This window comes from Microbacterium trichothecenolyticum (assembly GCF_000956465.1).
GTDB lineage: Bacteria > Actinomycetota > Actinomycetes > Actinomycetales > Microbacteriaceae > Microbacterium > Microbacterium trichothecenolyticum.
This window is the reverse complement of the sequence record NZ_JYJA01000031.1, coordinates 58,376-70,858: the sequence shown is the minus strand read 5'-3', so window position 1 is coordinate 70,858 and position 12,483 is coordinate 58,376. Positions and strand designations below refer to the sequence as shown.

The 12,483-nt window shown below is 70.1% G+C and carries 11 protein-coding genes; 8 read left to right on the top strand and 3 right to left on the bottom strand.

Annotation, left to right across the window (positions count from 1 at the left end; genetic code table 11):
- The first annotated feature begins 31 nt into the window (after positions 1 to 31).
- The 7 genes from RS82_RS21335 to mutM are packed head-to-tail and all read left to right on the top strand — an operon-like array spanning position 32 to position 5,840.
- A complete protein-coding gene (locus RS82_RS21335; protein WP_157005457.1) occupies positions 32 to 619 on the top strand; it encodes a hypothetical protein in 588 nt (195 codons plus the stop codon).
- A gap of 37 nt (positions 620 to 656) precedes the next feature.
- Positions 657 to 2,819, top strand: a complete 2,163-nt coding sequence (locus tag RS82_RS07205; RefSeq protein WP_045297916.1) for an ATP-dependent DNA helicase RecG — start codon at positions 657 to 659, stop codon at positions 2,817 to 2,819.
- A gap of 41 nt (positions 2,820 to 2,860) precedes the next feature.
- A complete protein-coding gene (gene coaD, locus RS82_RS07200; RefSeq protein ID WP_045297915.1) occupies positions 2,861 to 3,358 on the top strand; it encodes a pantetheine-phosphate adenylyltransferase in 498 nt (165 codons plus the stop codon).
- 41 nt (positions 3,359 to 3,399) lie between these two features.
- Positions 3,400 to 3,936 (top strand): YceD family protein, encoded by a 537-nt coding sequence (locus RS82_RS07195; RefSeq protein ID WP_045297914.1) that lies wholly within the window; start codon positions 3,400 to 3,402, stop codon positions 3,934 to 3,936.
- 33 nt (positions 3,937 to 3,969) lie between these two features.
- Positions 3,970 to 4,179 carry a 50S ribosomal protein L32 gene (rpmF, locus tag RS82_RS07190; RefSeq protein ID WP_045297913.1) on the top strand — a complete coding sequence of 70 codons (210 nt, stop codon included), beginning with the start codon at positions 3,970 to 3,972 and terminating at the stop codon, positions 4,177 to 4,179.
- Between the two features lie 19 nt (positions 4,180 to 4,198).
- Complete coding sequence (gene rnc / locus RS82_RS07185) at positions 4,199 to 4,900, top strand: ribonuclease III (protein ID WP_045297912.1); 702 nt, start codon at positions 4,199 to 4,201, stop codon at positions 4,898 to 4,900.
- A complete protein-coding gene (mutM, locus tag RS82_RS07180; protein ID WP_045297911.1) occupies positions 4,893 to 5,840 on the top strand; it encodes a bifunctional DNA-formamidopyrimidine glycosylase/DNA-(apurinic or apyrimidinic site) lyase in 948 nt (315 codons plus the stop codon). Before rnc ends, mutM begins: the two co-directional genes overlap by 8 nt.
- A gap of 24 nt (positions 5,841 to 5,864) precedes the next feature.
- On the opposite strand, the gene RS82_RS07175 is transcribed toward mutM, so the two are convergent.
- The 3 genes from RS82_RS07175 to RS82_RS07165 all read right to left on the bottom strand — a co-directional run bounded on the left by RS82_RS07175 (position 5,865) and on the right by RS82_RS07165 (position 8,372).
- Positions 5,865 to 6,965: a GNAT family N-acetyltransferase gene (locus RS82_RS07175; RefSeq protein WP_045297910.1), complete on the bottom strand. Its 1,101-nt coding sequence runs from the start codon at positions 6,963 to 6,965 to the stop codon at positions 5,865 to 5,867.
- Positions 6,958 to 8,040 (bottom strand): GNAT family N-acetyltransferase, encoded by a 1,083-nt coding sequence (locus RS82_RS07170; protein ID WP_045297909.1) that lies wholly within the window; start codon positions 8,038 to 8,040, stop codon positions 6,958 to 6,960. Before RS82_RS07170 ends, RS82_RS07175 begins: the two co-directional genes overlap by 8 nt.
- Positions 8,041 to 8,117: 77 nt before the next feature.
- Positions 8,118 to 8,372, bottom strand: a complete 255-nt coding sequence (locus RS82_RS07165) for a hypothetical protein (protein ID WP_045297908.1) — start codon at positions 8,370 to 8,372, stop codon at positions 8,118 to 8,120.
- 492 nt (positions 8,373 to 8,864) lie between these two features.
- Here RS82_RS07165 and smc point away from each other — a divergent pair, with 492 nt between their 5' ends.
- Positions 8,865 to 12,473 carry a chromosome segregation protein SMC gene (gene smc, locus RS82_RS07160; RefSeq protein WP_045297907.1) on the top strand — a complete coding sequence of 1,203 codons (3,609 nt, stop codon included), beginning with the start codon at positions 8,865 to 8,867 and terminating at the stop codon, positions 12,471 to 12,473.
- Positions 12,474 to 12,483 lie beyond the last annotated feature (10 nt).

Genomic DNA, 12,483 nt, shown 5'->3' with positions numbered 1-12,483 from the left:
GTGGGGGAGCCCGGAATCGATGGGGGTCGAGATGAATCGCAGCGGGACCGGGGTTTCATCGGCGGTGATCGCGTTCGTCGCGGCTGCATTCGTGCTCGCGGGATGCGCGAGCGGCGGCGGATCTCCGACGACGTCGCCGACGACTTCGGCATCGCCTTCGGCGTCTCCGAGCCCGTCGTCGACACCGACGCCGACCGAGCCCGCACCGGTCGCGCTGCCGACCGACTGCAACAACCTCGCGACGCCCGCGACGTGGCAGGCGGCGGTCGGTGACATGACGCTGCAGAGCAACGGTGAGGGCTTCGTGCGGCCGGCTCCCGATGGCGCGACGCTCGCGCTGGGCTGTGACTGGATCGTCGGCGATGCGACCGGAATGCTGCTGCTCATCAGCATCGCGACGGCGGAGGCCGTCACCGCCGCGGTCGCCGACCTCCCCGCACAGGGCTACACATGCCAGGTGTCGGATGACTTCGGTGCGGAGTTCTGCGTGCTCCCCGGACAGGGGACCGACACCGAGGAGATGATCGTCGCGCGCGACGGGGTCTGGATCTACCTCTCCACGGTGAACCGCAACGGGCGCGCGTTCCTCTCCGAGATCGTGGAGTCCATCTTCGGCTAGCGCACGGGACGTCGCCGGTCGCTCCTAGACTCGTGGCGTGGCCTCCTTCACCCTCGACTCGAGCCTCGGCGGCGCGATCGGCGGAAAGACCGCGGCGGCCCTCGAGCGCGCATTCGGCATGACGACCGTCGGCGATCTGCTGGTCCACTATCCCCGCCGCTACGCGCGCCACGGCGAGCTGACGCCGATCTCGACACTGCCGCTCGGCGAGCCGGTGACCATCGTCGCCGAGGTTCGCCGCGTCAGCGAGCGGCGCATGAAGAACCGGAACGGGTCGCTGCTCGAGGTCGTGATCAGCGACGGCAACGGCGAGATGTCGCTGACGTTCTTCAACCAGTCGTGGCGCGTGCGTGACCTGCAGCCGGGCAGGCAGGGGATCTTCGCGGGCAAGGTGGGCATCTACAAGGGTGTCCAGCAGCTCGCCCACCCCGACTACGAGCTGTTCGAAGATGCCGACACGGCGAGGCTGAAGGTGCAGGCGAACGCCAATCTGCCCATCCCGATCTACCCGGCGACGAGCACGGTCGCGAGCTGGCAGCTGCAGAAGATCGTCGAACTCGTCCTCGACGGACTCGGCGAGGTGCCCGAGCCGCTCACCGACGAGCTGCGCGCACGGCACGGACTCATAGAGGCCCGGTCCGCCATCGAACACATCCACCGCCCCACCGACTTCGAGCAGATCGACCCCGCGCGCGCCACGCTGCGCATGCAGGAGGCCTTCGTCCTGCAGGTCGCGCTCCTGCAGCAGCGGCAGTTCGTCCGTGCGCTGTCGGCGACCAGGCGTGCTCCGGGAACGCTGCTCGAGCGATTCGACGAGGGCCTGCCGTTCCCACGGACCCCCGACCAGATCACGGTCGGCGACGACGTCGCGCGCGACCTGCATGGCGACTGGCCCATGAACCGCCTCGTCCAGGGCGAGGTCGGCTCCGGCAAGACGCTGGTCGCGCTGCGCGCCATGCTCCAGGTCGCGCAGTCCGGTGGTCAGTCCGCCCTGATCGCGCCGACCGAAGTCCTTGCCGCGCAGCACGTTCGGTCGATCGCACGGATGCTGGGGCCGAAGCTCGCCCCCGAGCTCATGCCCACGCTCCTCACCGGGCAGCTCCCGGCGGCCGAACGCCGCAAGGCGGCGCTGCGCGCCGCCTCCGGACAGGCGCTCATCGTCGTCGGGACGCACGCGCTCCTGAGCGAGAGCACGACCTTCGCCGACCTCGGTCTCGTCGTGGTCGACGAGCAGCACCGCTTCGGCGTGGAGCAGCGCGAGTCGCTGCGCGCCAAGGGGTCGTCACCCCATGCGCTCGTGCTGACCGCGACGCCCATCCCGCGCACTGTGGCGATGACGGTGTTCGGCGATCTCGACGTGTCGACCATCCGCACCATGCCCGCCGGCCGCGCGGGCATCGAGACCTTCGTCGCGCCGCTCGCCGAACGTCCGGGCTGGTTCGCGCGGGTGTGGGAGCGCGTCGCCGAAGAGGTCGCCCAGGGCCGGCAGGCGTTCGTCGTGTGCGCCGCCATCGACGCCGAGAAGCTCACCAAGGACGACACCGCCGACGAGCCCGCCGGCGACACGGGAGGCGAGGCGAGCCGGACCCGCTGGGGCGTCGTCCAGGTCGCCGACCTGCTGTCGCGGCATCCGTCGTTCTCGGAAATCCGCGTCGAGGTCCTCCACGGCAAGATGCCGTCGGACGAGAAGGATGCGGTCATGCAGGCCTTCGCCCGTGGCGACATCGATGTGCTCGTGGCGACGACCGTGGTCGAGGTCGGCGTCGACGTGCCGAACGCCTCGACGATGGCGATCCTCGAGGCCGATCGGTTCGGCGTGTCGCAACTGCACCAGCTGCGCGGGCGCGTGGGGCGCGGCGGAATCCCGGGGCTCTGCCTGCTCGTGACAGAGGCTCCGGTCGGCAGCCCCGCCCGCGAGCGCGTGGAAGCCGTGGCCTCCACCCTCGACGGCTTCGCCCTTGCGGAGATCGACCTCGAGCTGAGGGGCGAGGGCGATGTGCTCGGCGATGCGCAGTCCGGGGCACGGTCGTCGCTGCGACTGCTGCGGGTCGTGAAGGACGCGGACATCATCTCCGAAGCGCGGGTGGCGGCCGAGAAGCTGCTCGCCGAGGATCCCGCACTGCTGCGGCATCCCGGGCTCGCCGCCGCTCTCGAGCGCAACGTCGGCATGGCGGAGCGCGCGGCGCTCGCCAAGAACTGACGCGTCGGAGGCCCTGGGGACGGCCCACTAGGCTGGACCGCATGAGCAGCCGGATCGCCGTCGTCCCGGGATCGTTCGATCCGCCGACCCTCGGTCATCTCGACGTGATCCGGCGCGCCGCCTCGCTGTACGACGAGCTTCATGTGCTGGTCGTGCACAACCCCGGCAAGGAGGCGATGCTCCCCATCGCGCAGCGCCAGTCGCTGCTCGAGCAGTCGATCGCGGAGGCCGAGATCGAGGGCGACGTGATCGTCGCCTCGTGGAGCATGGGCCTGCTGGTGGACTACGCGACGGATGTCGGGGCCGGCGTGCTCGTCAAGGGCATCCGGTCGCAGGTCGATGTGGCGTACGAGACGCCGATGGCGATCGTGAACCGCCACCTCGCGCACGTCGAGACGGTGTTCCTGCTGCCCGATCCGGCGCACGCCCTCGTCTCGAGCTCGCTGGTGCGGCAAGTCGCGTCGCTCGGGGGAGACGTGTCGCCGTTCGTGCCGCCGGCCGTGGCGCGATTCCTCGACACCGGCGCGCGCGGCATCTGACCAGAAACCGCGGCTAGGCTGGAACCGTGGTCAGAAAGCATGTGACGGGTCCGTTCGTCATCCCGATCCGAGACATCGCCCACCGTTCCGGAGAGATGCGCGAGCACACCATCGAGGCCCCTGCTCCCGAGAAGTGGGGCGAGGGACTCGTCTCGGTCGCCGAGGGCGAGCCGGTCGTCATCGACGTGCGCCTCGAGTCGGTGCACGAGGGCATTCTCGTGTCCGGAGAAATCGACACCGAGTACGCCGGCATCTGCAGTCGCTGCCTCATCGACATCGCCGAAGGGCTCAAAGTCGAGTTTCAGGAGCTTTTCGCGTATCCTGGGGAGGAAGAAACTGACTTCGAGGTTCAAGACGACCACGTGGATCTTGAAACTCTGGTCAGGGAAGCGGTCGTCCTGTCGCTTCCGTTTCAGCCGGTGTGCCAGCCGGATTGCCCCGGACTAGATCCGGTCACGGGTGAGCGACTGGCCGAGAACGCCGGAACGCCGCAGAGCGGGCCTCTCGATCCACGATGGGCCGCGCTCCAGGACTTCACCACGAGCCACGACGACGATGCACCGCGCCCCCGCGGTTGACAGCGGCGTCGAGAACACAGAAGAGAGCTAGCCATGGCAGGTAACCCCCCGAAGCGGAAGGTCTCCCGCTCCAACACTCGCTCGCGTCGCGCGCAGTGGAAGGCCGAGGCCCCCACGCTCGTCAAGACCGTCGAGAACGGCAAGACCGTCTACAGCCGTCCGCACCAGGCGAAGGTCGTCACGGACTCGCAGGGCACCGAGCTGTTCCTCGAGTACAAGGGCCGCAAGGTCGCCGACGTCTGATCGTCGCGCACGGTCTGACGTGACAGACGTCGCAGCGGAGCGGAACACGCTCTCAGACCTCACACAGAAGCTCGGAGTCGATATCGACCCCGAGCTTCTGTCGCTGGCGCTGACACATCGTTCCTGGGCGTATGAGAACGGACAGGTCCCGCACAACGAGCGTCTCGAGTTCCTCGGGGACTCCGTGCTCGGCCTGGCTGTGACGGTGCGTCTGTTCACCGGGCATCCCGAGCTCGAAGAGGGCGCACTCGCGAAGCGGCGCGCCAGCGTCGTCTCGACGGTGGCTCTCGCCGAGATCGCCCGGGGCATCGGCCTGGGTGCGCACCTCAAGCTGGGCCGCGGCGAGATCCTCACCGGCGGACGCGACAAGGACTCGATCCTGGCCGACACCATGGAGGCGATCTTCGGGGCGACATACCTGTCGAACGGATCCGATGCCGCCACCGGACTCGTGCTGCGGCTCGTCGAGCCGCTGCTCGCGGACCCGGAGCGCTACGGTGCGGCGATGGATCCGAAGACGGCGCTGCAAGAGCTCGCCGCGCACGCCGGGCTGCTGCCCCCCGCGTACGAAGTCACCTCGACGGGACCCGACCATGACCGGCGCTTCACCGCGACCGTGACGGTGGGCGAACTCTCGGCGGAGGGCGCGGGCACGAGCAAGAAGCATGCCGAGATGGCGGCCGCGCTCACGGCGTGGCGCGCACTCAGCGGGCGTGCCTGAGCTTCCCGAGGTCGAGGTCGTCCGCGCCGGCCTCGCCCCTGCCGTGACCGGCGCGCTCGTGGTGGGCGTCACCGTGCTCGACGAACGCGCGCTGACGCGACACACCGGCGGCGGCTCCGACTTCGAGTCGCGGCTCACCGGGCGTGTCGTCAGCGCCGCCGCCCGGCGCGGCAAATTCCTGTGGCTTCCGCTGCGGTCGGACGCTGATGGCACTCCCTCCGAGGAGGCGGTGATCGGCCACCTCGGCATGAGCGGGCAGATGCTTTTGCGTGCTCCGGGCGCCCCCGCTGAGCGGCACGAGCGCGTGCGCATCGACCTCGCACATCCGACGCACGGCGAGCTCTCGGTCGTCTTCGCCGACCAGCGCACGTTCGGCTCGCTCGCGATCGACGACCTGATCGCCACGCCCGACGGCGCACCCGGCGGTCACGGGTGGGGCGAGGCATCCGTCCCCGCGCAGGTGGCGCACATCGCACGCGATCCTCTCGATCCGGCGTTCTCGGATTCCGGGTTCCGGCGTGCCCTCGCGCGCAAGGACTCGGCGATCAAGCGCGTGCTGCTCGACCAGACGGTCGTCAGCGGAGTCGGCAACATCTACGCCGACGAGTCGCTGTGGGCCGCGCGCATACACCCCGAGACGCCCGCCCGCGCTCTGCCGACCCGCGCCGTGAACCGCCTGCTCGGCGAAGTGCGCCACGTCCTCGATAAGGCGCTGGCAGAAGGCGGCACCAGTTTCGACGCGCAGTACGTCAACGTCAATGGGCAAGCGGGGTACTTCGCCCACTCGCTCAACGCGTACGGCCGCACCGGAGAGCCGTGCCCCCGGTGCGGCCGACCGATCGTGCGCGTGTCGTTCACGAATCGCTCGAGTCACTTCTGTGCGCATTGCCAGCGAGTGCCGCGCCCGGGTGTGGACGAACCGAGCACGGCACACGACTGAGTCGACTCCGGCGGACGCCGGAGATCAGAGTTCGAGCACCTTCTTCCATGCGCCGGCGTACGAGGCGGGCACGAAGCCGATGGACTCGTTGATGTCGAGCATGTGGCGGTTCTCCTCGGCGTTGAACGTCGAGACCCGCGGCGACTCCGGTACCAGGTCGCGCCAGCGCAGCAGGTTCGCGCACTTGACGATCGTTCCGAGGCGATGGCCGCGGTGCTCTTTCACGACGAGCGTGCCGTACTGCTGCGTCGCGCCGGAGCGGTCCTCGCCGATCACGAGCTCGTTGTATGCGGCGACCCGCCCCGTCGGCACGTGGAGCACGGCCGCGACCGAGACAGTGAGCCCCTGTGCCTTGAGACGGGCATCGCGGCGCTCGACCCGCGCCGCGTCCCAGTGCTGCTCGTCGATGACGAGGCCGCCGGCCGGCACGTCGGTGGACATGCGGGACAGCGCGTAGGCGAACCCGTCGACGTACTCCGGCGGCGTCGGCGACGTCCACTGGATCTGCCGGTACTCCTCACCCGCGACCGCGACGGCGTCCGCGAGCATGCGCTGCACGAGGGCGAGGTCGCCGGTCAGATCGAACACGCTGTTGCGCTCCACCTGCTCGAGCGTGAAGCCGCTCGCCAGCTGGAACTTCGTCTGCGCGTCGTCGGCAGGGACGGCGCCCCAACCCGTGGAGGGCTGAAGGCGCGGGCCCGCAGCATCCGGTCGATGCAGTGTCCATGTCTGGATCGTGGCGAGGCCGCGCTCGCGCGCCTCCCGCTCGACCTCGGCGAGGAGCCGCTCCTCGAGACCACGACCGCGGTGCGGCGGATCGATCATCAGGTCGAACTCGATCGTGCTGGCATCCGCCTCGTTCGAGATCATGAGCTTCACGGCCCCGAGCACCTCGTCAGCCCGCAGTGCGGCGAAGCCGAGCTGCGTCCAGTCGGTCTGGTCCTGCCAGAACCCGAGCACCTCGTCGGGCTCCTCGTGCAGGTAGTCGTGTCCGGCGTCCTCGAGGCAGACCGCGTTGTCGATCCGCACCATCTCGAGGAACACGCGGGCATCCGGGGCGTCCGCCGTCTCGGGGACGACGATCCGCTGGACGGTCACGACGCCGGTTTCGGCCAGGTCAGTCATCGAGCACCTTCTTCCATGCACCTTCGTACGCGATCGGCACGAAGCCGATCGCCTCGTTGATGTCCAGCATCGGCCGGTTCTCCTCTGCGTTGTAGGTGATGACTCGCTTCGAGTCCGGCGCGATCTCGCGCCACGACAGGAGCCCCGCGCACTTCACGAGCGTTCCGAGCTTGTGCCCGCGGTGCTCCTTGAGGACCAAGGTGTCCTCCTGGTGCGTCGCCTCGGTGTGATCCTTGCCGATCACGAGCTCGTTGAACGCGCACAGCTCACCGGTCTCGATGTGCTGTGCCGCCGTGACCAGGATCGTGCGCCCGGACGAGGTGTATCGCCCGTCGTGCTCGGCGATGCGCGCAGCATCCCACGTCTCCTCGTCGAATTCGAGGGCCGCGGCGGGGGCATCCGTCGACATGCGGGACTTCATCCAGGCGTAGCCGGCGACGTACTCGTCGGGGGTCGGCGCAGACCACTGGACGACGCGGTAGGCGGGCGATGCGGCCTGCGCCTCGGCGAGGAGTCGCTCGACGCCGGCGAATGAGCCCGTCAGGTCGAAGGCGCTGTTGCGCTCGACCTGTTCGAGCCTGTATCCGTGCCGGAGGTAGAACCGGGCGACGTGGTCCTCGGGGATCTCGCCGAAGCCGGTGGGCGGTGCGAGCTGCGGGCCGGGCGCGGCCGGGTGCTCAGCCCACGACTGCAGCACGGTGCGACCGTGTTCGCGGGCGGTGCGCTCGACGAGCTCGTAGGCCGCGGATCCGATGCCACGGCCCCACGTCTCGCGCAGCAGCTCGATGAGCCAGAACGCGGCGGTCGAGCCGTCCTCGTGCGGGACGTCGAGGCCGACGCGGCCGACGATCGCGCCGTCGTCGACGATCACCCAGCTGAGCCGGGTCTCGTATTCGGAAGGCCGGTAGTGGGGGAGCAGCTCGTCCGCGGTGATCCCGTGGTCGTCGTGCCCGGAGATCTCGCGGTAGATGAGGTTGCGCACGCGCACCATCTCCACGAAGTCGGCGGCATCCGGTGCGTCGATGGAGGCGGGTACGACGAGGGGGCGGAACTCGAGCCCCGTGAGGGTGGTCATGTCAGTGCGTCCTTGCATGTCGTGTGGTCGGGGGTGGGGGTCCGCCGCCCGCATGCGGGCGGCGGACCCGGTGGCCGTCACGGCCGGGGAGCGAGGCTGGCCTCGCGGAGGTAGGCGCGTTCACGCTGCGCGGTGGCCTCCTGATGCCGGTACGTCTGAGCGTGCCGGCGGCGGTCGTCCGCGAGCCGCGGCGTGCGGGTGCTCCACAGCAGCAGCCGCACACCCAGGTGAAGGGCGAGGCGGTCCAGGAGCGATGTGCGGGTGTCGCGGCTCGGGAGCCGCAGCGTATCGGGAAGGCCCGAGCGGCGCTGCGGCGCAAGGAGAGTATTCATGAGCGTTCTTTCCGGTTGTGGAAGGGATGCCTCGGGCAGGCGCCGGAGGCGGGGGATGCCGTGCCGCAGCACGACGGGAGGTGGTTGCAGGGGGAGAGCGCTCAGCACCGCGAAGCGGGTGCGGCGCAGCAGACGGTCGTCGCCCGAAAACGGGCAGACTCGTCCCCTGCGGGGATCAGATGGCGGCGGGGAAGCGGCCGCTCAGCACAGCGCCGAAGGAGACGGTCCCCGACGCGACGGCACGAATCGCTCCGCCATCACGGGCGGCGATTCCGGTTGGAGTCATCAGCATCATCGGGGGACCTCCTTTCTCGACTTCAGACGCAGAGAGTTACGTTAGCGGCTGCGGGATACCCGCGTCAAGCTTTCTCGCAGATTCGGTGATCTCATGGCGTGTCGCGGCATCCGGATGCCCCTCGGCCGGTCCTCCCGGCAGCGGAGGCTTGCTCGGGTAGCGTAGGCGGGTAAACGACCGGGGTGGAAGGCGAATCCATGCACCTGAAGAGCGTGACGCTCAAAGGGTTCAAGTCGTTCGCCCAGCCGACGACCTTCGCCCTCGAACCCGGCGTGACCTGCATCGTCGGTCCCAACGGCTCCGGCAAGTCCAACGTCGTCGACGCGCTCGCGTGGGTGATGGGGGAGCAGGGCGCCAAGACGCTCCGCGGCGGGAAGATGGAGGACGTCATCTTCGCCGGCACCGCGACGCGCGGGCCGCTCGGCCGGGCCGAGGTGCAGCTCACGATCGACAACAGCGACGGCGCCCTTCCGATCGAGTACTCCGAGGTCACGATCAGCCGCACGCTGTTCCGCAACGGCTCCAGCGAGTACGCGATCAACGGCGAGTCCTGCCGCCTGCTGGACGTGCAGGAGCTGCTGAGCGACTCCGGGCTGGGTCGCGAGATGCATGTGATCGTCGGACAGGGTCGCCTCGACAGCGTGTTGCAGGCGACGCCCGAAGACCGCCGCGGCTTCATCGAGGAGGCGGCCGGCATCCTCAAGCACCGCCGTCGCAAAGAGAAGACCCTGCGAAAGCTCGACGCGATGGAGGCGAACCTCACACGGCTCAGCGACCTCGCGGGAGAGCTGCGTCGGCAGCTCAAGCCGCTGGGGCGTCAGGCCGAGATCGCCCGTGAAGCGGCGACGATCGCCGCGGTCGTGCGCGACGCGAAGGCCCGTCTGTTCGCCGACGAGATCGTGGGCCTGCGCGCCGAGCTCGCCTCGCACGCGCACAGCGAGCAGGAGCGGCATGCCGAGCGCATGGTGCTGCAGGATCGGCTCGACAACGCTCGCGTGCGCATCGAGCAGCTCGAGAGCGACCAGCGATCCGAGAGCGTGGACCAGGCGCGCCGCGTGGCGTTCGGGCTCGAGCGGGTGCAGGAGCGCCTGCGCGGTCTGTACGCCCTGGCCGGTCAGCGACTCGCACTCCTGGGCGACGCCGAGGACGAGGACCGCATCGAGTTGACGACGGTCTCGCAGGCGATGATCGACGAGGCACGCGCCGAGATCGACGTCGTGTCGGACGGCCTCGGCGCCGCACAGGATTCCGCCGCCGAGGCGGCGCGCGGCGTCGTGCGCGCCCGCGCCGAACTCGACGCGCTCGACGTCGACATCGCCGCGCAGAGCGCGCTGGTCTCGGACCACGACATGCGCATCACCGCGCTGCGCGGTACCGCGGAGGCTGCGTCATCCGCTCTCGCTGCCGTGCGCGCCGCGGTCGAGCGTCAGCAGAAGGCGCTGGATGCCGCGCTCGCACGCCGTGCGGAGGCCGAGGAGATCCTCGCCGGCGTCGACCCCGACCTCGTTCCCGAGGAGTCCTCGGCCGATCACGCAGCGGCATACGACCGGGCGCAGCGCGACGCCTCGGAGTCCGAGGCCACGGTCTCCTCGCTCCGTGAGCGCCTGCACGCCGCGGAACGCGAACGTGAGGCGCTTACGGCGCAGACGGCAGCGCTGAGCCGGGCGCTCGATGTGAAGAACGGCGCCTCGTCGCTGATCGCGGACGGGCGCGACGGCGTCCGCGGGCTGGTCGGCGACGCCGTGCAGGTCAAGCCGGGGTTCGAGGCCGCGATCGCGGCGGTGCTGGGACCGATCGCCGAAGGCGTCCTCGTCGAAGACCGCGACAGCGCGTTCACGTTGGCGGACGCCGCGCGCGATGCCGAAGCCGGTGTCGTCGACATCGTGATCGCCACCGCGAGCGTGATGGGTCCGCCGTTCCCGTCGCTGCGCGGTGTGGTTCCGGCACGAGAGGTCGTGACGGCTCCTGAGGGCGTGCTCGCCCTGCTGTCGTACGTCATGGTGGCCGACGATCTCGATACCGCGCGCGACGCCGGTCCCGCGTTGGCGAATGCCGAGCTGGGCGGCCCGATCACCCTCGTCACCCGCCGCGGCGAGGTGTACACCGAGTACTCGCTCCGCGCGGGCGCGGGGGCCTCGCGATCGCGACTGGAGCTCGCGGCGGAACGGGATGCCGCGGCCGACCGCCGCGACGAGATCGCCGTCGTGGCGGACTCGCTGCGCGCCGCGCTGGCCGACGCGACGCGCGAGCTCGAGTCGGCGCGCCTGCGCACGAAGACCGCGCTCGCGACCCTTCGCGAGCACGACGCCGCTCTTGCGGCCCACGCCGAGCAGGTCAACCGGGCGACGCTCCGGCATGAGGCCGCCGTCGCCGAGTGCGATCGACTCGCCGCGGGGCTCGCCCAGGCGGCCGCGGCCGTCGCGGAGGCCGAGGCGTCGGCGCGGTCCGCAGACGACCAGTTGACCTCGGCACTCGAAGCCCCGCGTCCGATCCTGGACGCCTCCGCGCGCGAGGGCATGCTCGCGGCGCTCGAAGAGGCTCGCGACGGCGAGATGCGCTCTCGCCTCGACGTCGAGACGCTCCGCGAACGAATCCGGGCAGGCGAAGCGCGGGTGGTGGCGCTCGAGCGCCAGCGTGAACGTGAGCGCGATGCGGCGGCAGAGGCGGCGCGCCGCGCCGTGGTCCGTCGCGCGCAGCGCGAGATCGCCGCGGGCGTCGCGGGGCATCTGCCCGCCGTCATCGACTCGGTCGACCGTTCCCTCGCGCAGGCCCGTGCCGAGCTGGCCGCTGCGGAGTCGGAGCGCACGGCGGTGACGGCCGAGCTCGCCGAGCTCCGCGCACAGGAGAGCGGGGTGCGGGAGCGGCTGGCAGGGCTGACGGAGAGCGTTCACAGCCTGGAGCTGCAGATTCACGAGAAGCGTCTCCATGTCACCGGCCTTCTCGAGCGGGTGCAGTCTGAGCTGGGACTCGACGAGAACATTCTTGTTTCGGAATATGGTCCGGATCAGCCCGTTCCCGTCGATCCGGTCGCTCAGCCGCTCCGAGATGCGGGCGCCCCCGAGGGCGCAGCTGGGCCCACGCGGCCCGAGCCTCCGGGCGACGCGCCGGCGGCGCCTGGAGGGGGCGTGGGGACCGTTCCCTACGATCGCCCGCAGCAGCGCCGACGCCTGCAGGAGGCCGAGCGCAAGCTGGCGCAGCTCGGCCGGGTGAACCCGCTCGCGCTCGAGGAGTTCGAAGCGCTCGAGCAGCGTCATAAGTTCATGACGGAGCAGCTGGCCGATCTCACCCAGACGCGCAAGGACCTGCTCACGATCATCGAAGAGCTCGACGAGCGCATGCAGACGATCTTCCTCGCTGCGTTCGAAGACACCAAGGTGGCGTTCGGCGAGGTGTTCCCGATCCTCTTCCCTGGGGGCACCGGCTCGATCGCGCTCACGGATCCGGACTCGCCCCTCACCACGGGGATCGAGGTAGCCGTCCGGCCCGTGGGCAAGAAGATCGAGCGGCTCTCACTCTTGTCGGGCGGCGAGCGGTCGCTTGCGGCGGTGGCGCTGCTGACCGCGATCTTCAAGGCCCGCCCGAGCCCGTTCTACATCCTCGACGAGGTCGAGGCCGCCCTCGACGACGCGAATCTCGGGCGCCTCCTCGGCGTCTTCGAGCAGCTGCGCGCCTCGAGCCAGCTCATCGTGATCACGCATCAGAAGCGCACGATGGAGATCGCCGACGCGCTCTACGGCGTCTCGATGCGGCAGGACGGCGTGTCGGCCGTGGTCGGCCAGCGCATCGCAGAGCGCGTGGCCTCGTGAGCGGACCCTA